Source organism: Streptomyces sp. NPDC021012 (assembly GCF_044333355.1).
Lineage (GTDB): Bacteria > Actinomycetota > Actinomycetes > Streptomycetales > Streptomycetaceae > Streptomyces.
This window is the reverse complement of sequence record NZ_JBIRQU010000006.1, coordinates 1-21,924: the sequence shown is the minus strand read 5'-3', so window position 1 is coordinate 21,924 and position 21,924 is coordinate 1. Positions and strand designations below refer to the sequence as shown.

Annotated in this window: 19 protein-coding genes, 1 tRNA gene and 1 riboswitch; of the genes, 13 read left to right on the top strand and 7 right to left on the bottom strand. The window is 71.5% G+C overall.

Annotation, left to right across the window (positions count from 1 at the left end; translation table 11 throughout):
* Nucleotides 1-6: 6 nt before the first annotated feature.
* The gene (locus tag ACH4TP_RS20535; protein ID WP_389227945.1) at nt 7-984 is read left to right on the top strand and encodes a nucleoside triphosphate pyrophosphohydrolase; all 978 of its coding nucleotides are present in this window, start codon (nt 7-9) and stop codon (nt 982-984) included.
* Here the strand turns inward: ACH4TP_RS20535 and ACH4TP_RS20530 are convergent.
* Nucleotides 981-2,195 (bottom strand): globin domain-containing protein, encoded by a 1,215-nt coding sequence (locus ACH4TP_RS20530; protein ID WP_398438732.1) that lies wholly within the window; start codon nt 2,193-2,195, stop codon nt 981-983. The two genes, ACH4TP_RS20535 and ACH4TP_RS20530, sit on opposite strands and share 4 nt — an antisense overlap.
* A gap of 86 nt (nt 2,196-2,281) precedes the next feature.
* Here ACH4TP_RS20530 and ACH4TP_RS20525 point away from each other — a divergent pair, with 86 nt between their 5' ends.
* The 9 genes from ACH4TP_RS20525 to ACH4TP_RS20485 all read left to right on the top strand — a co-directional run bounded on the left by ACH4TP_RS20525 (nt 2,282) and on the right by ACH4TP_RS20485 (nt 12,714).
* Complete coding sequence (locus ACH4TP_RS20525; protein ID WP_389227951.1) at nt 2,282-3,553, top strand: cytochrome P450; 1,272 nt, start codon at nt 2,282-2,284, stop codon at nt 3,551-3,553.
* Between the two features lie 94 nt (nt 3,554-3,647).
* Complete coding sequence (locus ACH4TP_RS20520; RefSeq protein ID WP_398438731.1) at nt 3,648-4,682, top strand: transglycosylase family protein; 1,035 nt, start codon at nt 3,648-3,650, stop codon at nt 4,680-4,682.
* A gap of 258 nt (nt 4,683-4,940) precedes the next feature.
* A riboswitch (cyclic di-AMP (ydaO/yuaA leader) is annotated at nt 4,941-5,114 on the top strand.
* 3 nt (nt 5,115-5,117) lie between these two features.
* Complete coding sequence (locus tag ACH4TP_RS20515; RefSeq protein WP_398438730.1) at nt 5,118-5,837, top strand: transglycosylase family protein; 720 nt, start codon at nt 5,118-5,120, stop codon at nt 5,835-5,837.
* 308 nt (nt 5,838-6,145) lie between these two features.
* On the top strand, nt 6,146-7,432 hold the full coding sequence (eno, locus tag ACH4TP_RS20510) for a phosphopyruvate hydratase (protein WP_388862385.1): 1,287 nt from the start codon (nt 6,146-6,148) through the stop codon (nt 7,430-7,432).
* Between the two features lie 90 nt (nt 7,433-7,522).
* A complete protein-coding gene (locus ACH4TP_RS20505; RefSeq protein WP_389227960.1) occupies nt 7,523-7,993 on the top strand; it encodes a septum formation initiator family protein in 471 nt (156 codons plus the stop codon).
* Nucleotides 7,994-8,026: 33 nt separating this feature from the next.
* Nucleotides 8,027-8,566: a DUF501 domain-containing protein gene (locus tag ACH4TP_RS20500; protein WP_093875752.1), complete on the top strand. Its 540-nt coding sequence runs from the start codon at nt 8,027-8,029 to the stop codon at nt 8,564-8,566.
* Nucleotides 8,563-9,483, top strand: a complete 921-nt coding sequence (locus ACH4TP_RS20495) for an exopolyphosphatase (protein WP_389227963.1) — start codon at nt 8,563-8,565, stop codon at nt 9,481-9,483. The genes ACH4TP_RS20500 and ACH4TP_RS20495 overlap by 4 nt, the downstream gene beginning before the upstream one ends.
* Nucleotides 9,484-9,853: 370 nt before the next feature.
* The gene (locus tag ACH4TP_RS20490) at nt 9,854-11,239 is read left to right on the top strand and encodes an NAD(P)/FAD-dependent oxidoreductase (RefSeq protein WP_389227966.1); all 1,386 of its coding nucleotides are present in this window, start codon (nt 9,854-9,856) and stop codon (nt 11,237-11,239) included.
* A 182-nt stretch (nt 11,240-11,421) separates the two neighbouring features.
* Nucleotides 11,422-12,714, top strand: coding sequence for a class I SAM-dependent methyltransferase (locus tag ACH4TP_RS20485; protein WP_398438729.1), 1,293 nt, complete (start codon nt 11,422-11,424; stop codon nt 12,712-12,714).
* 65 nt (nt 12,715-12,779) lie between these two features.
* Here the strand turns inward: ACH4TP_RS20485 and ACH4TP_RS20480 are convergent, their stop codons facing one another.
* Nucleotides 12,780-15,311, bottom strand: a complete 2,532-nt coding sequence (locus ACH4TP_RS20480) for an ABC transporter permease (protein WP_398438728.1) — start codon at nt 15,309-15,311, stop codon at nt 12,780-12,782.
* A gap of 53 nt (nt 15,312-15,364) precedes the next feature.
* Nucleotides 15,365-16,135 carry an ABC transporter ATP-binding protein gene (locus ACH4TP_RS20475; protein ID WP_389227975.1) on the bottom strand — a complete coding sequence of 257 codons (771 nt, stop codon included), beginning with the start codon at nt 16,133-16,135 and terminating at the stop codon, nt 15,365-15,367.
* Nucleotides 16,136-16,514: 379 nt separating this feature from the next.
* On the opposite strand from ACH4TP_RS20475, the gene ACH4TP_RS20470 reads away from it, so the two are divergent.
* Nucleotides 16,515-16,599 (top strand) — tRNA-Leu (locus ACH4TP_RS20470).
* A gap of 7 nt (nt 16,600-16,606) precedes the next feature.
* Here ACH4TP_RS20470 and ACH4TP_RS20465 read toward each other — a convergent pair.
* Nucleotides 16,607-17,221, bottom strand: a complete 615-nt coding sequence (locus ACH4TP_RS20465; RefSeq protein WP_389227978.1) for a hypothetical protein — start codon at nt 17,219-17,221, stop codon at nt 16,607-16,609.
* A 182-nt stretch (nt 17,222-17,403) separates the two neighbouring features.
* On the opposite strand from ACH4TP_RS20465, the gene ACH4TP_RS20460 reads away from it, so the two are divergent.
* Nucleotides 17,404-18,306 carry a Bax inhibitor-1/YccA family protein gene (locus ACH4TP_RS20460; protein WP_398187883.1) on the top strand — a complete coding sequence of 301 codons (903 nt, stop codon included), beginning with the start codon at nt 17,404-17,406 and terminating at the stop codon, nt 18,304-18,306.
* 75 nt (nt 18,307-18,381) lie between these two features.
* Here the strand turns inward: ACH4TP_RS20460 and ACH4TP_RS20455 are convergent, their stop codons facing one another.
* On the bottom strand, nt 18,382-18,612 hold the full coding sequence (locus ACH4TP_RS20455) for a DUF4287 domain-containing protein (protein WP_389227984.1): 231 nt from the start codon (nt 18,610-18,612) through the stop codon (nt 18,382-18,384).
* 109 nt (nt 18,613-18,721) lie between these two features.
* Here ACH4TP_RS20455 and ACH4TP_RS20450 point away from each other — a divergent pair, with 109 nt between their 5' ends.
* A complete protein-coding gene (locus tag ACH4TP_RS20450; RefSeq protein ID WP_389227987.1) occupies nt 18,722-19,051 on the top strand; it encodes a hypothetical protein in 330 nt (109 codons plus the stop codon).
* Nucleotides 19,052-19,066: 15 nt separating this feature from the next.
* Here the strand turns inward: ACH4TP_RS20450 and ACH4TP_RS20445 are convergent, their stop codons facing one another.
* Together ACH4TP_RS20445 and ACH4TP_RS20440 are read right to left on the bottom strand one after the other, a co-directional pair.
* Nucleotides 19,067-19,900: a hypothetical protein gene (locus ACH4TP_RS20445; protein WP_398187877.1), complete on the bottom strand. Its 834-nt coding sequence runs from the start codon at nt 19,898-19,900 to the stop codon at nt 19,067-19,069.
* Between the two features lie 363 nt (nt 19,901-20,263).
* The gene (locus tag ACH4TP_RS20440; RefSeq protein ID WP_389227993.1) at nt 20,264-21,484 is read right to left on the bottom strand and encodes an acetyl-CoA C-acetyltransferase; all 1,221 of its coding nucleotides are present in this window, start codon (nt 21,482-21,484) and stop codon (nt 20,264-20,266) included.
* Nucleotides 21,485-21,924: the final 440 nt, after the last annotated feature.

Below are 21,924 nucleotides of genomic sequence, written 5' to 3'. Positions count from 1 at the left end.
CGAAGGGTGACTTCTGAGAGCCCCGGCCGCATCGTTCTGCTCACCGCCAGCCACCGCGTGGCCCCCGGACTGCTGTCCTGGCCCGCCTGGCAGGCGCTGCACGGGGCCGACCGGGTGCTCTGCCCCGACGAGGACCACCCCCAGCTGCCGTACCTGCGGGAGGCCGGCGTCGCCGTCGAGCACGCCCGGCCCACCGCCGAGGAGCTCGTCGAGGCCTGCGCCGGCGGCCGTACGGTCCTGCTGCTGCCCTCCGGCGAGGGGGACAGGGCGCTGACCGACGGCCTCGCCCGGCTCGCCGGCTCCGGCCGGGTGTCCATGCCCGACCTGGAGCTGCTGCCCGGCTCGTACGACCTGCCCGGCGCCCGCCTCCTCGACCTCGTGCAGGTCATGGACCGCGTCCGCCGGGAGTGCCCCTGGACCTCGCGCCAGACCCACCGGGGGCTCGCCAAGTACGCCATCGAGGAGGCGTACGAACTCGTCGAGGCGATCGAGGAGGGGGACCGGCAAGAGCTCCGCGAGGAGCTCGGGGACGTCCTGCTCCAGGTCGTCTTCCACGCCCGGATCGCCGAGGAGGACGCGGAGGAGCCGTTCTCCGTGGACGACGTCGCCGGGACGCTCGTCGAGAAGCTGATCCACCGGCACCCGCACGTCTTCGGGGACGCCACCGCCGAGACCCCCGAGGACGTCCAGGCGCACTGGCAGCGCACCAAGGCCATCGAGAAGCAGCGCGAGTCCGTCACGGACGGGGTGCCGCTCGGGCAGCCGGGGCTCGCGCTCGCCGCGAAGCTCGCGGGGCGGGTCCGGGCCGCCTCCCTCGACGTGAAGCTCCCGGCCGGAGACGGCACCGGCGACGGCATCGGTTACGAACTCCTCGCCCTCGCGGCCCGCGCCGAGGCCGCCGGAGTGGATCCGGAGGCGGCCCTGCGCGCGGCGGCCCGCACGTACCGGGACGCGATCCGGGCGGCGGAGGGCCTGGACGCCTAGGTCCGTTCGCGCGGCGCCCGGGCCTCCGGGTCGTGCCAGAGGGGGGCCGGCGGGCCCAGGAGGCGTTCGGCGGCGGTGTGGGGGCGGGTGGTGAAGCGGCCCACGGACGGCAGGGTGTCGTGGCGGATCCGCGCCGGGTCGGTGCCCAGCTCCTCCAGGGCCTCGGCGACCTCCGTCACGAAGCCCGGCGGCCCGGCGAGGTAGACGTCGTGCGCGGGCCAGTGCCCGCAGGCCCGCAGGGCCTGGAGGAGCCGCTCGGTCGCCCGGTCCCTGCGCTGCCGGGGCGCGGCCGTGATGTAGGTGACGTTCAGCCCGGGGAGGCGTTCCTTCAGGCGCTCGGCGTCCTCGCGCCCGTACAGGTACTCCCTCGCGCGGGCCACCACGAACAGCCGCCCTTCGAGCTCCGGCTCGCGCTCGGCGGCCTCCGCGAGCAGCGCCCGCACCGGGGCCCAGCCCGTGCCGCCGCATATGTAGGTGCGGAGTCCGCCCGGCGCGGTCCGCGCGGTGAGCCCGCCGCCGGGGGCGCTGAGCCGCAGCACCTCGCCCGGCCGCGTCTCGTCGACCAGCGCGGTGCTCATCGCGCCGCCCGCGATCCGGCTCACGTGCAGCTCGACCGTGCCGTCCGGGCGGGGCGCGTCGGCGAGGGAGTAGGTGCGCCAGACGCGCGGGACCCGCAGCGAGCTGACGCTGACGTACTGGCCGGGGAGGTGGGGGAGGGGCCGGCGGGGGCGGAGGGTGAGGACGGCCAGGTCGTCGCCGTACAGCTCGTGCCGGACGACGTCCGCGTCCCACCAGGCGGGCTCCCCGGCCTCCTCCGACGCGGCGGCCCCGGCCAGCATCAGATCGGCGACGAGCCCGTACGCCTCGGTCCAGGCCTTCTCCGCCTCGATGGTCCAGGCCGAGCCGGCGGCGTGCGCGAAGGCGGCGAGGAGGCTCTGGCCGACCCCGGCGTACAGCGCGGGGGAGGCGAGGAACTTGCGGTGGTCGCGGCCCAGTCGGCCGAGGTAGTCGGCGAGTCCGGGGTCCTCCAGGTGGGTCACCACGTGGGCGAGCGCGGCGAGGAGCCGGTCCCGCTGGGGGAGCATGTCCTCGGGGAAGAGCTCGCGCACACCGGGGTTGTGCCAGAAGAGGTGCGAGTAGAAGAACGTCACGGCGTGCTCGGCGCGTCTCTCGACGACCGCGAACGTGCTCCTGAGCAGCTGATGATCCACTGACAAGAATCTAAGGCACGACCTGCACCGCTTGGTGCGGGTTCTCCGGGAACGTGCCGCCCGGGGCCGCCCTGTACGGTCGTGGCGTGAGTACGACCCCCGGCCCCGCCCCCGCGCCCGACCTCTTCACCTGGGAGTTCGCGAGCGATCCGTACCCCGCCTACGCCTGGCTGCGGGAGCACGCGCCCGTCCACCGGACGACGCTGCCCAGCGGGGTCGAGGCCTGGCTGGTGACCCGGTACGCGGACGCCCGGCAGGCCCTCGCGGACCAGCGGCTCTCCAAGAACCCCGTGCACCACGTGGAACCCGGGAAGACCGGAATCCCCGGCGAGCGCAGCGCGGGCCTGATGACGCATCTGCTCAACATCGACCCGCCGGACCACACCCGGCTGCGGCGGCTCGTCTCGAAGGCCTTCACCCCGCGCCGGGTCGCCGAGTTCACCCCGCGCGTGCAGGAGCTGACGGACCGGCTCATCGACTCCTTCGTGGAGCGGGGGAGCGCCGACCTCATCCACGAGTTCGCCTTCCCGCTGCCGATCTACGCGATCTGCGACCTGCTGGGGGTGCCGGAGGAGGACCAGGACGACTTCCGGGACTGGGCCGGGATGATGATCCGGCACGGCGGGGGGCCGCGCGGCGGGGTCGCCCGGTCGGTGAAGAAGATGCGCGGCTACCTCGCCGAGCTGATCCACCGCAAGCGCGAAGAGCCGGGGGACGACCTCATCTCGGGGCTCATCAAGGCCTCCGACCACGGCGAGCACCTCACCGAGAACGAGGCCGCCGCGATGGCGTTCATCCTTCTCTTCGCCGGCTTCGAGACGACCGTCAACCTCATCGGCAACGGCGTCTACCAGCTCCTTCGCCACCCCGAGCAGCGCGAGCGGCTCCAGGCCTCGCTCGCCGCCGGGGAGACCGGGCTCCTGGAGACCGGCGTCGAGGAGCTGCTCCGCTTCGACGGGCCCGTGGAGATGGCGACCTGGCGGTACGCGACGCGGGCGCTGACCATCGGCGGGCAGGAGATCCCGGCGGGCGACCCGGTGCTGGTGGTGCTCGCCGCCGCCGACCGGGACCCGGAGCGCTTCGACGGGCCCGACGTCCTCGACCTCGCCCGGCGCGACAACCAGCACCTGGGGTACGGGCACGGCATCCACTACTGCCTGGGCGCGCCGCTCGCCCGCCTCGAAGGGCAGACGGCGCTCGCGACCCTGCTGACTCGCCTGCCGGACCTGCGACTTGCCGCCGATCCGGCCGAACTGCGGTGGCGCGGTGGGCTCATCATGCGTGGTTTGCGCACGCTTCCGGTGGAGTTCTCCCCTTCCGTACCGGTCTTGGTTACTGACGAACCATCAGAAATGTGATCTTTACGTGATCGGGGGGCGATCGGCTTGTGACGGGCGTTCGAATGCGGCTACGTTTCCCGGCAGTCTCAGCCGTCACGCGAAAGGCGCTTCTATGCGTTCCGGGAACGGACGACACCGTCGCCCCCGTCAGGCCCCCGCCCTCGTCGTCGCCGCGGGCGTGACCGGATCCGCCATGGCGCTGCCGCTGCTCGCCACCGGATCCGCCTCCGCCGCCGACGCCGCCACGTGGGACCGGGTCGCCGAGTGCGAGTCCGGCGGCCAGTGGAGCGCCAACTTCGGCAACGGGATGTACGGCGGCCTCCAGTTCACCCAGGACAGCTGGGAGCGCAACGGCGGCCTCGCGTACGCGCCCAGCCCCGACCTGGCCAGCCGTGCCCAGCAGATCGCGGTCGCCGAGAAGGCGCTCGACCGCGGCAGCGACGAGTGGGCGACCTGCGCCCCGATCGCCGGCCTGAAGAACGACGGCAAGGTCACCGGCGTGAACCCCGGCCCGGCGGTCGTCCCGACGACCCCCACGGGCCCCCTCCCCGAGTCCAACCGCACCGCGGGCGCCGACGGGACGGCCGGGCGGTCCGCCACGTCCGCGACGCCCACCGCTCCCGCGACCCCGGCCGCGCCGACCGGTCCGGCGGGCTCCGCCACCCCCGCCGCGCCGACCACGCCGGCCGTGCCCGTCACCCCGTCGGCCCCGGTCACGCCCGACGCGTCCGTTACGCCCGGTACGCCGGATTCGTCCGACACGCCGAAGGGTGACGCGCCGTCGGCCTCGCCCGGCACCGGCAAGCACCGGGGCGAGGCCGCCCCGGAGGAATCCGGCACGACGGACGGCGCGGCCGAATCCGGCCGGCACGCGGCGGGCGCGGACGCGGCCGCAGGGGCGGTCGACACCCGTTCGGCGACCGGCGAAGCGGAGAAGTCGGACACAACGGACAGTCAGGGCGCTTCGGGCGAGTACACCGTGCGGCCGGGTGACAGCCTGTCCGGCATCGCGGAGGAGAACGCGCTCCCCGGGGGGTGGACCGCCCTCTATGACGCCAACAAGAAGACGGTCGGCGCCGATCCGAACCTCATCCTCCCTGGTCAGAGCCTCGACCTGACGGAGGGTTCGACGGCGGCGGCAGGTTAGTTCGCGGGCTTATGTCCGGTTCTGGGCAAGTGAGACATGGGTCTCTTCGTCCCAACTGGCGTGTCACGTCCGCAAACTTTGCTTCCGTCACCTCCCACCTGCGCAAACACCCCCCACCGGAGGGCAAGGAAGGGCGATATTTCCGCAATCGGCCTCTTTGAACTTCCGGTGGGTCTGTGTCTACGGTCTTCACCGCTCGCCACCGCGGGCCCCGTCGACCGAAACGCCGAATCCTGCCGTCGGTCGCCGGGAACAGTCGTCGCGCAAGCGCCGAAGGCAGGAGTGGGGGACCCAAGGTAAGTGCCGGGCCCGGCCGTTGAGACAGACGGCCGACGACCGGCTTGGGGTGAAGCCGCGTGCTAGGACACGCGGCCGGGCAACTTTCCGGCCCGAACCCGACAGCTCACCTCACAGGCGTCGGTGAGGAGAATCCCCATGCTGTTTTCCGCCAAGGGCAAACACCGTCGTCCCTCCAAGGCCGCCCAGGTCGCCACGCTCGTCGGCGTCACCGGTGTCGCCGTCGCCGCCCCGCTGCTGACCGCGGGCACCGCCTCGGCCGCCACCACCGCCGAGTGGGACACCGTCGCCCAGTGCGAGTCCGGTGGCAACTGGTCCATCAACACCGGCAACGGCTTCTACGGCGGCCTGCAGTTCACCAACTCCACCTGGGCCGCCTTCGGTGGCACCGCCTACGCCCCGCGCGCCGACCTGGCGTCCAAGGCGCAGCAGATCGCCGTCGCCGAGAAGGTCCTCGCGGGCCAGGGCAAGGGCGCCTGGCCGAGCTGCGGCGTCGGCCTCTCCGGTGCCTCCTACGACGGCGGCGCCGCCGAGAGCACCCCGCAGCAGCCCGCCCCGGAGCAGACCCGGCAGGCCGCCCCGAAGCAGGAGGCCGCGCCGAAGCAGCAGGAGCGTCGCGCCGAGCAGCCGACCACCCGCAGCGAGCACCGCAAGGCCCCGAAGACCGTCACCACGCCGACCGGCAAGAAGGTCAAGAAGGGCGACGGCGAGTACAAGGTCGTCACCGGCGACACCCTCAGCAAGATCGCCCAGGCGCACGGCGTCAAGGGCGGCTGGGCCAAGCTCTTCGAGCTGAACAAGGACGTCGTCGAGAACGCCGACCTCATCTACCCGGGTCAGCAGCTCCACCTGAAGTGAGCCCGGCGGTCCGCGTGAGTCCGGCGGTTCACGCGGCCCCGACGACCCTCCCGCGGTGACCACCCCGGTCCGACGCGCCTCTCCCCCGTGCGCGCCGGACCGGGGTTTCCCCTTTCGGGGGACCTGATGGTTACTGTCCAGTAGATTCGGTGGCCTTCGTCCCGTGATGCGTGCCCTTGGGTCCTTTTTCGTCCCAGGGGGCGGGCGCGCGGCGGGCCGGAGCCCCCGCGCCGGTTAGGCTCTTGTCGCAAGGCCAAGCGACCCTGCATCGACCTTGCGTCACATCCAGCGTCACATCCCAGAAGGAGATGCTCGTGCCGTCCATCGACGTCGTCGTAGCCCGGGAAATCCTGGACTCCCGAGGCAACCCCACGGTCGAGGTCGAGGTCGGCCTCGACGACGGCAGCACCGGCCGTGCTGCTGTCCCGTCCGGCGCCTCCACCGGTGCGTTCGAGGCCATCGAGCTTCGCGACGGTGACCCGAACCGCTACCAGGGCAAGGGTGTCGAGAAGGCCGTCCTCGCCGTCATCGAGCAGATCGGACCGGAGCTCGTCGGCTACGACGCCACCGAGCAGCGCCTGATCGACCAGGCCATGTTCGACCTGGACGCCACGGAGAACAAGGGCTCGCTCGGCGCCAACGCCATCCTCGGCGTCTCCCTCGCCGTCGCGCACGCCGCCTCCGAGGCCAGCGACCTCCCGCTCTTCCGCTACCTGGGCGGCCCGAACGCGCACCTGCTGCCCGTTCCGATGATGAACATCCTCAACGGTGGGTCGCACGCCGACTCCAACGTCGACATCCAGGAGTTCATGATCGCCCCGATCGGCGCGGAGTCCTTCTCCGAGGCCCTCCGCTGGGGCACCGAGGTCTACCACACCCTCAAGGCCGTCCTGAAGGGCAAGGGCCTCTCCACCGGCCTCGGCGACGAGGGCGGCTTCGCCCCGAACCTGGACTCCAACCGCGAGGCGCTCGACCTCATCCTGGAGGCCATCAAGCAGGCCGGTTACGTCCCGGGCAAGGACATCGCGCTCGCGCTCGACGTCGCCGCGTCCGAGTTCTACAAGGACGGCAAGTACGAGTTCGAGGGCAAGTCCCGCTCGGCCGCCGAGATGACCGAGTACTACGAGGAGCTCGTCTCCGCGTACCCGCTCGTCTCCATCGAGGACCCGCTGTTCGAGGACGACTGGGCCGGCTGGAAGGTCATCACCGACAAGCTCGGCTCCAAGGTCCAGCTCGTCGGCGACGACCTGTTCGTCACCAACCCGGAGCGCCTCGCCCGCGGCATCGAGGAGGGCACCGCCAACGCCCTCCTGGTCAAGGTCAACCAGATCGGCTCGCTGACCGAGACCCTGGACGCCGTCGAGCTCGCCCAGCGCAACGGCTTCAAGTGCATGATGTCGCACCGCTCCGGCGAGACCGAGGACGTCACCATCGCCGACCTCGCCGTCGCCACCAACTGCGGCCAGATCAAGACCGGCGCCCCGGCCCGCTCCGAGCGCGTCGCCAAGTACAACCAGCTCCTGCGCATCGAGGAGATCCTCGACGACGCCGCGGTCTACGCCGGCCGCAGCGCCTTCCCGCGCTTCAAGGGCTGAGCTTCTCGCTGAAGCAGCCTCCGTACGTCCCCGCACTCGGTCCCGTACCGTGTGCGGGGACGTCCGCGTGAACAGGGGAGGCGACACGACATGGCCGCGAAGGACCGGGACCGGTTCTCGACCGCGACCCGGATCAGACTGCTCGGCGAGCAGACAGCCGCCCGTGTCTACCGCTCCCAGACCCGCCGCCAGGCCCGCCGCTCCCGGCTCACCGGCCGCGCGGCCTTCCTCGCCCTCGTGGTCTGCTCCCTCGTCGTGGCGCTCGCCTACCCGATGCGGAGCTACGTCTCCCAGCAGGGCGAGATCGCCGAACAGGAGCGCCGGGCCGCCGAGGCCGCCCGGCGGGTCGAGGAACTGAAGGACGAGAAGGCCCGCCTCCAGGACCCGGCCTACGTCCGCCGCCTCGCCCGCGAGCACCTGCACTACCTGCTCCCCGGCGAGACCGGCTTCACCGTGGACGACCCCGACGCGGAGCAGCGGCCCCGCGCCGACCAGGGCGCGGAGGACCGCCCCTGGTACGACAACCTCTGGGACGGCGTCGACCACGCCGACCGCCCCTGACCCCTCCTCCGCGACACACGAATCAAGGCAGACATGGAAACGCCCCCTCCGCAGACCGAACGCACCGAGCCCACCGAGAAGGACATCGCCGCCTTCGAGCTCCAGCTCGGCCGCCCGCCCCGCGGCCTGCGCGCCATCGCGCACCGCTGCCCGTGCGGCAACCCCGACGTCGTCGAGACCGCGCCCCGGCTCCCCGACGGCACGCCGTTCCCGACCACGTACTACCTGACCTGCCCCCGGGCGGCCTCGGCCATCGGCACCCTGGAGGCCAACGGGGTCATGAAGGAGATGCAGGCCCGGCTCGCCACCGACCCGGAGCTCGCCGCCGCCTACCGGGCCGCGCACGAGGACTACATCGCCCGCCGCGACGCCATCGAGGTCCTGGAGGGCTTCCCGAGCGCCGGCGGCATGCCGGACCGGGTCAAGTGCCTGCACGTCCTCGTCGGCCACTCGCTGGCCGCGGGACCGGGCGTGAACCCCTTCGGCGACGAGGCGCTCGCGATGCTGCCGGAGTGGTGGGCGAAGGGCCCGTGCGTGAACCCGTGCACCGACGAAGGGAAGTCCTCCGAATGACCCGGGTCGCCGGAATCGACTGCGGTACGAACTCCATCCGCCTCCTCGTCGCCGACCTCCACCCGGACACGGGCGAGCTGATCGAGCTGGACCGGCGGATGACGATCGTCCGGCTCGGGCAGGGCGTCGACAAGACGGGCCGGCTCGCCCCCGAGGCCCTGGAGCGGACCTTCGCGGCCTGCCGCGAGTACGCCGAGGTCATCAGGGAGTTCGGGGTCGGCGCCGAGCGGCTCCGCTTCGTCGCCACCTCGGCCTCCCGCGACGCCGAGAACCGCGAGGACTTCGTGAACGGGGTCGTGGAGATCCTGGGCGTGGAGCCCGAGGTCATCACCGGCGACCAGGAGGCCGAGTTCTCCTTCACCGGCGCCACCGGCGAGCTGCACGGGGACGACCGCCGCCTGGTCGTCGACATCGGCGGCGGCTCGACGGAGTTCGTCGTCGGCAACAAGCACGTCGAGGCCGCCCGCTCCGTCGACATCGGCTGCGTCCGGCTCACCGAGCGGCACGTCCGCCACGACCCGCCGACCGCCGAGGAGGTCGCCGCGATCCGCGCCGACGTCCGCGCCGCGCTCGACCTGGCCGCCGAGACCGTCCCGATCGACGCGGCCGAGACCCTCGTCGGGCTCGCCGGCTCCGTCACCACGGTCGCCGCGATCGCCCTCGGGCTCCCCGAGTACGACTCCGAGAAGGTCCACCACTCCCGGATCTCCGCCGCGCAGGTCGCCGAGGTGACCGACCGCCTCCTCGCCTCCACCCACGACGAGCGGGCCGCGATCCCCGTCATCCACCCCGGTCGGGTCGACGTGATCATCGCCGGCGCCCTCGTCCTGCGGGAGATCGTGGAGCGCGTCGGGGCCCGCGAGGTCGTCGTCAGCGAGCACGACATTCTCGATGGGATCGCCCTATCCGTGGCATAGCGGGCGACTATCGAGCCCTCCCGGGAGGGTCTTTCGATAGAAGTTCGTGAAGTTCTTCACAAGGAAAAGGGCCCTGATGGCGCCGGAGGAAGGTCTTTAGGCCCTCCGAGGGGCGTCTCAGGGCCCTTTCGCAGGTGCGAGGGCTACTTCGCTCGCTGTTTCCATCGTGTGAACGCACCGTGCGCGCCGACGTGAACAGGCCCTCTCCAGGCCAGTTCACAAGGGGTGAACAACGTTCGCCCTTGCACCCTGGTTCCTTTGCAACACCATGACATGGATCACGTGGGCGGCGGAGTGTAGCAGAGGTGTCTCCGAACCTTGTGAAGGGGCGCACGAGCACCCCCCTCGGGCGGGGTGGATACTCGATCCCATGAGCACCACGGAGCGTCCCAGGATCCTCGTAGTAGGCGGCGGGTACGTAGGCCTGTACGCAGCTCGGCGCATCCTCAAGAAGATGCGCTACGCGGAGGCGACCGTCACGGTCGTCGACCCGCGGTCGTACATGACCTACCAGCCCTTCCTGCCCGAAGCCGCCGCCGGCAGCATCTCGCCGCGTCACGTCGTCGTCCCGCTGCGACGCGTCGTCCGCGGAGCGGAGGTGCTCACCGGCCGGGTCACCACCATCGACCAGGACCGCAAGGTCGCCACGATCGCGCCGCTCGTCGGCGAGGCGTACGAGCTGCCGTTCGACTACCTGGTCATCTCGATGGGCGCGGTCTCCCGCACCTTCCCGATCCCCGGCCTCGCCGAGCAGGGCATCGGCATGAAGGGCATCGAGGAGGCCATCGGCCTGCGCAACCACGTCCTCGAGCAGCTCGACAAGGCCGACTCGACCACCGACGAGGAGGTCCGCCGCAAGGCGCTGACCTTCGTCTTCGTCGGCGGTGGCTTCGCCGGCGCCGAGACGATCGGCGAGGTCGAGGACATGGCCCGCGACGCCGCGAAGTACTACACGAACGTGTCCCGCGAGGACATGCGCTTCGTCCTGGTCGACGCGGCCGACAAGATCCTTCCCGAGGTCGGCCCGAAGCTCGGCCAGTACGGCAAGGAGCACCTGGAGTCCCGCGGCATCGAGATCTACCTCGAGACCTCCATGGACTCCTGCGTCGACGGCCACGTCGTGCTGAAGAACGGCCTCGAGGTCGACTCCAACACGATCGTCTGGACCGCCGGTGTGAAGCCGAACCCGGCGCTCTCCCGCTTCGGTCTGCCGCTCGGCCCCCGCGGCCACGTGGACTGCAACGAGAAGCTCCAGGTCAACGGCATGGACTACGTCTGGGCCGCGGGCGACAACGCCCAGGTCCCGGACATGGCCGCGATCAAGGCCGGCGTCCCGCGCGAGCGCGCCTGGTGCCCGCCGAACGCCCAGCACGCCCTGCGCCAGGCCAAGGTCCTCGGCGACAACGTGGTGGCCGGTATGCGCGGCTTCCCGCAGAAGGAGTACAGCCACGCCAACAAGGGCGCGGTGGCTGGCCTCGGCCTGCACAAGGGCGTCGCGATGATCGTCATGGGCAAGATGAAGATCAAGCTCAAGGGCCGTCTCGCCTGGTACATGCACCGTGGCTACCACGGCATGGCGATGCCGACCTTCAACCGCAAGATCCGCGTCTTCGCCGACTGGACCCTCGGCATGTTCCTCAAGCGCGAGGTCGTGTCGCTCGGTGCCATGGAGACGCCGCGCGAGGAGTTCTACGAGGCGGCCAAGCCCGCCCCGGCGCCGGCCGCCCCGGCGCAGGAGAAGGCCAAGGCCTCGTAAGACCCCTGCGACGACAGCAGTAACACGCAAGGCCGTAAAAGGGCCGTCCGCCATCCGTGGTGCGGACGGCCCTTCGCGTGTTTTGCCGACTTGTTGCGCGGCGGCGGGACTGGAAACGCCTACGTACGGTGTTCCCTTGGTGACGAGCATTTCTGGGGCATGAGATCACGGAGGTGTGCACCATGGCCGACGCCGCGTCGCGGCTGACGACTCTCGCCGAGGAACTCCTCGGAGGACCGCTCCCGGTCCGCCTGCGAGCCTGGGACGGCAGTGAGGCCGGACCTGAGGGCGGCCCCGTCCTGATCGTCCGCGACCGCCGGGCCCTGCGCAGGATGATCTGGAAACCCGGCGAACTGGGCCTGGCCCGCGCCTGGGTGGCCGGCGAGATCGACGTCGAGGGAGATCTCTACGCCCTCCTGGACCGGCTCTCGGGCCTCCTGTGGGAGCGCGGCGAGGAGACCAGGAGCCTGCTCGACTCCGCACGCGACCCGAAGCTCCGGGCCGCCGCCCGCGAACTGCTGCTGCTCGCCGGTCCCCTGCCGCCGCCGCGGCCCCCGGCCGAGGAGATGCGCGGCCGCAGCGGCAGCCGGCACAGCAGGCGCCGCGACAAGCAGGCGATCAGTCACCACTACGACGTGGGCAACGACTTCTACGAACTGGTCCTCGGACCCTCGATGGTCTACTCGTGCGCGTACTGGACCGAGAACGGCACCCTGGAGGACGCCCAGCGCGACAAGCTGGACCTCATCGCCCGCAAGCTGAACCTCAAGGAGGGCGACCGGCTCCTCGACGTGGGCTGCGGCTGGGGCTCCATGGCCATCCACGCCGCCCGCGAGTACGGCGCCCGGGTCGTCGGCATCACCCTCTCCCGCGAACAGGCCGCCTACGCCCGCAAGCGGATCGCCGACGAGGGCCTCACCGACCTGATCGAGATCCGCGTCCAGGACTACCGGGACGTCCCCGACGGCCCGTACGACGCGATCTCCTCGATCGGCATGGCCGAGCACGTCGGCACCGTGAAGTACCGGGAGTACGCCGACACCCTGTACGGCCTCCTCAAGCCCGGCGGGCGGCTCCTCAACCACCAGATCTCCCGGCGCCCCGAACCCGACGAGGAGGCCTACGAGATCGACGTCTTCATCGACGCGTACGTCTTCCCCGACGGCGAACTCGCCCCCATGGGACGCACCCTGACGACCCTGGAGGACGCCGGCTTCGAGGTGCGGGACGTGGAGGCGATCCGCGAGCACTACGCCCTCACGCTGCGCCGCTGGGTGGCGAACCTGGAGGCCGACTGGGACCGGGCGGTACGGCTCACCTCGCCCGGCCGGGCCCGGATCTGGCGGCTCTACATGGCGGCCTCGGCGGTCTCCTTCGAACGCAACCGGATCGGCGTGAACCAGTTCCTGGCGGTGAAGACCCCGGTGTCCGGGGTGAGCGGGACGGCGCTGCGGCCGCGCGTCTGGCAGGAGTGACGTTCCGGTGGAACGACGAAGGGCCGGCCTCCCCGACGGGGAGACCGGCCCTTCGCGCATCCGTGCTACTCGGCCTTGATGGCGGAGAGCATGTTCAGCTTCGCCGCGCTCCGGGCCGGCCACAGGGAGGCGAGGACGCCGACCAGGGCGGCCAGGACCACGAAGAGGCCGACGCGGTCCCAGGGCACGACCAGGCCGTAGCCCGGCAGGCTGCTCTCGAAGGTCTTGCCGAGGGCCCAGGCGAGGAAGGTGCCGAGGCCGATGCCGACGACCGCGCCGAACACCGAGATGACCACGGCCTCCAGACGGACCATCCGCTTCACCCGGCGCCGGTCGAGACCGATCGCCCGGATCATGCCGATCTCCTGCTGCCGCTCGAAGACGGACATCGCGAGGGTGTTGACGACACCGAGGACGGCGATGACCAGGGCCATCGCGAGCAGGCCGTACATGATGTTCAGGAGCAGGTTGATCTGCCCGCCGAAGGTGTCGCGGATGTCCTTCTGGTCCAGGACGGTGATGGCCGGGTTGTCGCCCATGGCCTTGGCCAGCGCCCGCTCGTTCGCGTCGCTCGGGCCGCCGTCGGTGGAGACGAAGATCTGCGGGATGTACGGCTGCGGGTCGTGCGCGTCGAGGATCTTCGCGTCCACGAGGACGGGGGAGAGGAACTCGCTGTCCTGGTAGATCGCGCCGACGGCCAGCGTGTCCTTCTTCTTGTCCACGTACTCGACCGGGACGCCGGAGCCGACCTTCAGACCGCGGCTCTTGGCCGTCTTCTCCGCGACGGCGATCTTCCCCTCGCCGAGGGACGCCAGCGAACCGTTCACGACCTCGACCTTGAGGACCTTCCCGATGTCGCCGGGGGTGACGCCGGAGGCGGAGACGTACGTGCCCTTGAGGTCGAAGGCGCCCGCCTGCTGCGGGGAGACGGCGGTGACGCCCGGGGCCTTCTCCAGGGCCGTCAGGGCCTCGTGCGACAGACCGCCGCCGCTGGCCATGGTGACCATGTAGTCGGCCTTGATCTGGTCGACGGTCATCTTGTCCAGGGCCTGGCCGGCGCTGACGCCGATGACCGAGAGGCCGGTGACCAGGGTGAGGCCGATGGCGAGCGCGGAGCCGGTGGCGCCGGTGCGGCGCGGGTTGCGGACCGCGTTGAGGCCGGCGAGCTTTCCGGAGATCCCGAAGAGCATCTCGAAGAGGGGACGGATCAGGGCGATCACGGGCCGGACGAGGAACGGGATGAGGATGATGACGCCGATGAGGGTGGCGAAGGCGCCGCCCGCGATGGTCATGCGGCCCTCGTCGCCGCCGGCGTTCGCGCCGAGCACGATGAGGACGGCGCCGATCGCGGTGATCGCGGCGCCGATCGAGTTCCGTACGACCAGCGACTTGGCGTTGGGCGTCGCGTGGACGCTGTTCATCGCGGCGACCGGCGGGATCTTCGCGGCCCGGCGGCCGGGCAGCCAGGCGGCCAGCGTGGTGATGACGACGCCGACGCCGAAGGCGGCCACGGCCGGGGTGGCGCCGAGGACCAGGTCGCCGTCCGGGACCTTCATGTCGAAGGCGGCCATGCCGGAGCGCAGGGCCACGGCGAGCCCGATGCCGAGGACGTATCCGACGGTGGAGGCGAGCAGGCCGACGATGCCGGCCTCGGCCAGGACGGAGCGGGTGATCTGCCGGCGCGAGGCGCCGACCGCGCGCATCAGGGCCAGTTCCTTGGTGCGCTGGGCGACCAGCATCGTGAAGGTGTTGGAGATCAGGAAGATGCCGACGAAGAGCGCGATGCCGGCGAAGCCCAGGAGGACCTGGTTGAGGGCGCCGAGGCCGTCCTCGATCTGCTTGGCCTGCTCGTCGGCGAGGGCCTGGCCGGTCTGGGCGGTGGCGGCCTTCGGGACGACCTTCAGGACCTCGTCGCGGAGCTTCTCGGCGTCGGCGCCGGGGGCCGCCGTGACGTTCATGTCCGAGTAGTAGCCGGGCTTCAGGTAGAGCTTCTGGGCGACCGGCGCGTCGAAGACGACGAGGCTGCCGCCCGCGTTGACGGCACCGTCCTCGGTGGTGAAGACGCCGGAGAGGGTGAACTCCTTCACCGGGCCGTTGGTGGCGACCCGCACCCGGTCGCCGACCTCGTAGCCGCCCTTGTCGGCGGTGTCCTTGTCGAGGGCGACCTGATCGGCCGCGACCGGGCCGGTCCCGGCGGTGAAGGCGAGGGCCGGGTCCTTGCCGTCCTTGCCGGGGGCGAAGTTGGTGCCCTTGTTGGACCAGCCGGCGCCGATCAGCTTCCCGTTCTTGTCGGGCACGCCGGCGAAGCCGTCGACGCGGGGGGCGACGGCGGTGACGCCGTCGAGCTTCGCGACCTCGTCGACGGTCCGCTGGGAGAGGCCGGGGTTCTTGACGGCCTCCTCCGGGTTCGGCCGGAGGCTGACGGCGACGGCCACGTCGTCGTAGCTCTTGGCCGACTGGTTGCGGAAGGCCTGGGAGAGGGTGTCGGTGAAGACGAGGGTGCCGGAGACGAAGGCCACGCCGAGCATCACGGCGAGGACGGTCATCAGCAGCCGCGCCTTGTGCGCGAGCACGTTGCGCAGGGCGGTACGGAACATGGCGGGGTCCTGAAGTTCGAGAAGGCGGAGGGCGGGAGCGGCTCGGGGCCGCGTCAGCTCGTACGGCCCTTGGCGTCGAAGGCCTTCATGCGGTCGAGGACGCCGTCCGCCGTCGGGCGCAGCATCTCGTCGACGATCCGGCCGTCCGCGAGGAAGATCACGCGGTCCGCGTAGGAGGCGGCCATCGCGTCGTGGGTGACCATGACGACGGTCTGGCCCAGCTCGCGCACCGAGTTGCGCAGGAAGCCGAGGACCTCGGCGCCCGAGCGGGAGTCCAGGTTTCCGGTCGGCTCGTCGCCGAAGATGATCTCGGGGCGGGAGGCGAGGGCGCGGGCCACGGCCACGCGCTGCTGCTGGCCGCCGGAGAGCTCGGAGGGGCGGTGGCTGAGCCGGCCGGAGAGGCCGAGCATGTCGATGACCTGCTGCACCCACTGCTTGTCGGCCTTGCGGCCCGCGATGTCCATCGGCAGCGTGATGTTCTCCAGGGCCGTCAGCGTCGGCAGCAGGTTGAAGGCCTGGAAGATGAAGCCGATCTTGTCCCGGCGCAGCTGGGTGAGCTGCTTGTCCTTCAGGGTGGAGAGCTCCGTCTCGCCGATCCGGACCGAGCCGGAGGAGAAGGAGTCCAGGCCGGCGACGCAGTGCATCAGCGTCGACTTGCCGGAGCCGGAGGGGCCCATGATCGCGGTGAACTCGCCCTGGCGGAAGTCCACGCTGACCCGGTCGAGCGCGACCACCTGGGTCTCGCCATGGCCGTAGACCTTCGAGAGGTCCGTGGCGCGGGCGGCCACCGCGGTGGCACGGGACACGGTGGGGGTGGTGGTCACGGGAGGACTCCTGTCACTGGGACTGCGATGCGGGAACCCCTTCATCGTGTCGAACGTTCACGCGCTCGACGTCAGTCCACGTGCCCGTTCCGGGGGCAGCCTCCAGTCGGACCAGGGGTCCGGTCCCTCCTCCTTTGGGATGACAGGACCCCTGACACGATCCACCGGGTGGAGGTGACAGACCTGCGGCGACTTTTCGTCATTCCAGCGGGTACGGCTTTGCGCCTGCGACCCCCGTCACAGTTTGCCGAAACGGCCCCCACCTGCGCTGACGCACCCTCAGACGTCAATAAAATAAGACAACATCGGCCCGATGTTCCGCTGATCGAGGGAAAGCGTCCCGATAGGCTCATGTGCCGACGCGGAGCTTCGCGGCGACGCCCGGATGGTGGAACGCAGACACGGCGAGCTTAAACCTCGCTGGCCTTCGGGCCGTACCGGTTCGAGTCCGGTTCCGGGCACCACGGTTCGTCAGGACGGCAGGCGGTCGAGCAGCCAGGAGCCGTACTCCTTGGAGAGGAGCGGGCCGGCCTCGCCCGCCTCGCCGGTGATCGTCTCGTCGGCGTCCCCGTCGGTCAGGCCGTCGGCCGCGCCACCGTCGACCATGCGCAGGAAGAGCGGCCGCCGCGGCCGCCCGCCCATCCGGTCCAGCTCGGCCTCGTCCTCCAGCTCGGGGGCGGCGCCGGCGTGGGAGAAGTGGACCGAGGTCCGGTGGTCGATCCCCTGGTACTCCATGGCCGCGAGGCCGTAGCGGGCGGCGAGGGCGCCGTGCCCGGTGCCGCCGACGGCGAGCGGGGCGGAGCCGTACCGCTCGGCGACCGCGCGCAGGACCGTGTTCTGGACGGCGCCGCCGTCGCCGGTCATGGAGCCGTCCTCGGAGAGGGCGAGCAGGATCAGGTCGTACCCGCGCGCGTGGAGCTCGGCGCGGAGCGGGTACGCGTCGTGGTCGGCGGCCTCGGTGAGGGTGGTGAGGTCGGTGCCGGAGTCGCCGACGAGGATCACGGGCCTCGTGAGGTGCTCGCCCGCGAGGAAGACCCACGCGGTCGCGTTGCGCAGGGTCCAGACGGCGTTCGGTGCGGTGGTCATCGGCGCTCCCGTGGAGGGGGTGGTTCCTGACGGGGCGAGCCTGGCGGAGCGGGACCGCCCGCCGCCGACGAAGATCGAAAGATGACGGGAAAAGATCCTCCCCGAGCACTAGGGAGTTTCTTTTGCCTACGCATTACTCTTGACGAAGGCCCGCGCCGTGCGGGCCGCCATGGAGGAGTGAGATGAGGAGCAGCAACCCGGTCTTCTCGCGACGGGGGTTCAGCCGCGACGCCGGCTACGCGGGCTTCAACGCGCAGCAGCCGCAGGCCGGGGGCCCCGCCGTCGGAACGAACCCGTACGCCACCGGCAACCCGTACGCCCAGGGCGCGGCGAACCCGTACGCGACCAACCCGTACGCCCCGCAGGACACCCAGCTCGGCGCCCCGCAGCAGGCCCGCGGCAACGTGATGACGATCGACGACGTCGTGAGCCGTACGGCCATGACGCTCGGCACGGTCGTGCTCACCGCCGTCCTGTCCTGGCTGCTGCTGCCGGTCGACCCGGCGAACCTCAACAAGTCGTACGGCATCGCCATCGGCGCCGGCCTGGTCGCCATGGTCCTGTCGCTGGTGCAGTCCTTCAAGCGCAAGCCGTCGCCGGCGCTGATCCTGGCCTACGCGGCCTTCGAGGGCGTCTTCCTCGGCGTCATCTCGGCCGCCGTCTCGACGTACATCGCCGACGGCGTGGTCGTCCAGGCGGTCCTGGGCACGATGGCGGTCTTCGCCGGCGTGCTCATCGCCTACAAGATGGGCTGGATCCGCGTCACCCGCCGCTTCTACGGCTTCGTGATGGCCGCCGCGATGGGCTTCGTGATCCTCATGGCGGTCAACCTGCTGTTCTCGATCTTCGCCGGTGGTGACGGCCTCGGCTTCCGCAGCGGTGGCCTCGGCATCGTCTTCGGCATCGTCGGCATCATCCTGGGCGCCTGCTTCCTCGCCCTCGACTTCAAGCAGGTCGAGGACGGCGTGACCTACGGCGCGCCGCGCGAGGAGGCCTGGCTGGCCGCCTTCGGTCTCACCATGACCCTGGTGTGGATCTACCTGGAGATGCTGCGTCTGCTGTCGATCCTCCAGGGCGACGACTGACGGGTCGCGCACCGACCCCGAAGGGCCCGTCCGGCTTCGCGCCGGGCGGGCCCTTCCGCGTGTCCGGGGTGCGGCTCAGAGCAGCCTGCGGGCCGCCCGCCGCAGGTCGTACTCGTGGATGATCGCCTTCGCGTAGCCGTACGTCAGCTCGTGCGCGCCGCGGAGCCAGCTGACGCGCTCCTCGAAGCGGAGGAGGGAGGGGCCCTCCTCGACGGTGCGCATCCAGTCGGAGATCTCACGACCGGTGCGGCGGGGGATCCGGGCCATCAGGTTGCGGTGGGTCTCCGCGGAGAAAGTCTGGGACATCGGCGCCTCCGGACGCTTCGTACCGTGCACTCCTCGTACTCCTTCCCGTCACCGTGCCGAAGGGCAGGTCCGTTGGCAAGGGTGCCGGGCGGACGCGTAGGGTCGCGGCGTGCACGATACGAGTGAGTTGACCGCCGCCGTCGAGCGGTTCGCCGACCGGCTGCGGGCGGCCCCGCACAGCCGCCTCCAGAAGGGCGCGGCGGCCGAGGGCCTGGCCCTCGCCAGGGAGCTGGCGGCCCGCGCCCAGCGCGCCGAGGACCCGGACCGGGAGCCGAGGACCATGCCGGACGCGGGCCTGTTCGCGGTCGGCGACCAGGTCGCCGTCGCCGGGAACGATCTGGCCGAGATCCTGCGAACGGCCCCGGCCGGCTCCCACGAGGGGGAACTGGACGAGGCCGTGAGGCTGGTGCGGGAGGCCGTGGAGCGCTCGGGGCTGTAGAAGCCCCTGGGGGGCTTACAGGGAGGCGATGACGCGGTCCGCGAGGATGTAGACGTTCTCCTCGTCCGAGTCGCCGTACGAGAAGGTCAGGGCGAAGGCGCCCGAGACGCCCGAGCCGCCGAGCAGGACCGGGGTGCGGCCCGAGCGCAGGGCCTCGGCGAGGCGCTCCGCGGTCTCGCGGTGGCCCGGGGTCATACAGAGCGTGGTGCCGTCCGCGAAGACGTACACGTCGAGGGTGCCGAGCGGGCCCGGGCGGACGTCGGTGAGCGCGGTGCGGGTGTCCGCGAGCTCCTCCAGGCGGGCCACCGTCCGCTCGTGGTCGGTGACGACCGGGGTCTGCACCGGCACGAAGTCCGGGTGCGAGGGGTGCCGGCGGCGGGCCGCGGCCAGCTCGGCCGAGTCCTCGGGGTACTCGTCGAAGGTGTCGAAGGCGTCCAGCGGGTCGGGGCCGTCCAGCGCGGCGGCCTCCGCTTCCATGGCCTCCAGGGCCATCGCCTCCAGGCCCACGAAGTCGGCCTGGCGCGGCACGAAGAAGGCGCCCTCGTCGACCGGGCCGACCGGACCGCCGAGCAGGGACGGGGCGTCGGCCGCGTCACGGGCCTCCTGCGCGGCCCAGAAGGCGCGCGCCTCGGCGAGCTCGCGCTCGCGCTCCTCGGCCAGCGCCTCGGCGACCGCGGCCCGTATCTCCGCGGCGGGCGTGGCGCGGGCCGCGGGGACCGTGGCGCCGTGCCCGGCGGTCAGCTCGCCCCGCAGGGCGCTGACCTCCTTGCGGAGACCGTGGACGGCGTGCAGGGCAGCAGCGCCCACGGCCGTGGCAGCGGCCGTGGTCAGCAGCAGGGCAAGAGACATGGCGCTCACTGACGTACTCCCGATTCCGAGTCGATCCCCCGACTTCCTACATCAGCTTGTCCCGGGGCGGTGCCCGCTGTCAGTGCATTACGTCACGAATTGGACAGGTATTTCTGCCAGGCGTTTAGTCCTGAAACGCCTCTGACCTGGGAAAACAATCTCCCCCGGGATATAGGTCACATCCTGGGGGAGATTCGGTCACGGCTCGGACGCGGTGCGGTTGACGCGCTCGGTCCGTGGAGAGCGGGGGGTCCCGCTCCGGCTCAGCTCAGTCGCTCGCTTCTCCGGTCGCACTGAGCCTCGCCACCGCTGCGGGCAGGTGCCGCCTTCGTTCCTCAGGCGACCCCTACCCTCCGCTACGGCTCAGCTCAGTCGCTCGATGACCATCGCCATGCCCTGGCCGCCGCCGACGCACATGGTCTCCAGGCCGAACTGCTTGTCGTGGAACTGGAGGCTGTTGATCAGCGTGCCGGTGATCCGGGCGCCGGTCATGCCGAAGGGGTGGCCGACGGCGATGGCGCCGCCGTTGACGTTCACCTTGTCCAGGTCCAGGCCCAGGTCCTGGTAGGACGGGATGACCTGGGCGGCGAAGGCCTCGTTGATCTCGGCGAGGTCGATGTCGCCGATGGTCAGGCCGGCGCGCTTGAGGGCCTGCTTCGAGGCCTCGACCGGGCCGAGGCCCATGATCTCGGGGGAGAGGCCGGAGACGCCGGTGGAGACGATCCGGGCCAGCGGGGTCAGGCCGAGCTCGCGGGCCTTGGTGTCCGACATGATCACGAGGGCGGCGGCGCCGTCGTTCAGCGGGCAGCAGTTGCCGGCGGTGACGAGGCCGTCGGGGCGGAAGACGGGCTTGAGGCCCTGCACGCCCTCCAGGGTCACGCCGGCGCGCGGGCCGTCGTCCTTCGACACGACCGTGCCGTCGGGCAGCGTCACCGGGGTGATCTCGCGCTCCCAGAAGCCGTTCTTGATGGCCTGCTCGGCGAGGTTCTGCGACCGTACGCCGAACTCGTCCATCTCCTGGCGGCTGATGCCCTTCCAGCGGGCCAGGTTCTCCGCGGTCTGGCCCATCGCGATGTACGCGTCGGGGACGAGGCCGTCCTCGCGCGGGTCGTGCCAGGTCGAGCCCTCGGACTCGGCGACGGCCTTGGTGCGGGCCTCGGCCTCGGCGAACAGCGGGTTGTGCGTGTCCGGCCACGAGTCGGAGTTGCCCTTGGCGAAGCGGGACACCATCTCGACACCGGCCGAGATGAAGACGTCGCCCTCGCCCGCCTTGATCGCGTGCAGCGCCATGCGGGAGGTCTGCAGGGAGGAGGAGCAGTACCGGGTGATCGTGCAGCCCGGCAGGTGGTCCATGCCCATCTGCACGGCGACGATGCGGCCCAGGTTGTTGCCCTGCTCACCGCCGGGCAGACCACAGCCCAGCATCAGGTCGTCGATGTCCCGCGGGTCCAGCTCCGGCACCTTCGCCAGGGCCGCCTGGATGATCGTGGCGGTCAGGTCGTCCGGCCGCAGGTCCTTCAGCGAGCCCTTGAAGGCCCGGCCGATGGGGGAGCGGGCGGTCGAGACGATCACGGCTTCGGGCATCACGGCTCCATGAGGGTGCGGTGGGGGCGGACTGAAAGGGAAGTTACCTGTACGTACCGCACGGGTCACCGCCCTGACGGTGTGACGCGGGCCTCTTTTCTAAGCAACCGCTCAGCCACGGGCCCGCGGCTGAGCGGGGCGGCGCCCTCCGCCTGGGGCTTCGCCCCCGCCCGTGGGGGCCGCGCCCGTGCGGGGCGGTGCGCTTCGCCCGGGGCTTCGGCCACGCCCCGTGTGGTGCCCGCACCCGCCTGGGGCTCCGCCCCGCCCCGTGTGGGGCCCGCGCCCGGCGGGGCGGTGCGCTTCGCCTGGGGCTTCGCCCCCGCCCCGTGTGGGGCCCGCACCCGCCCCGTGTGGGCCGCGCGCCCGGCGGGGCGGTGCCCCCTCCCACCCGCCGTGTGGGCAATCGTCCCGCTGGGGCGGGACGGGTGGGCACACGGGAC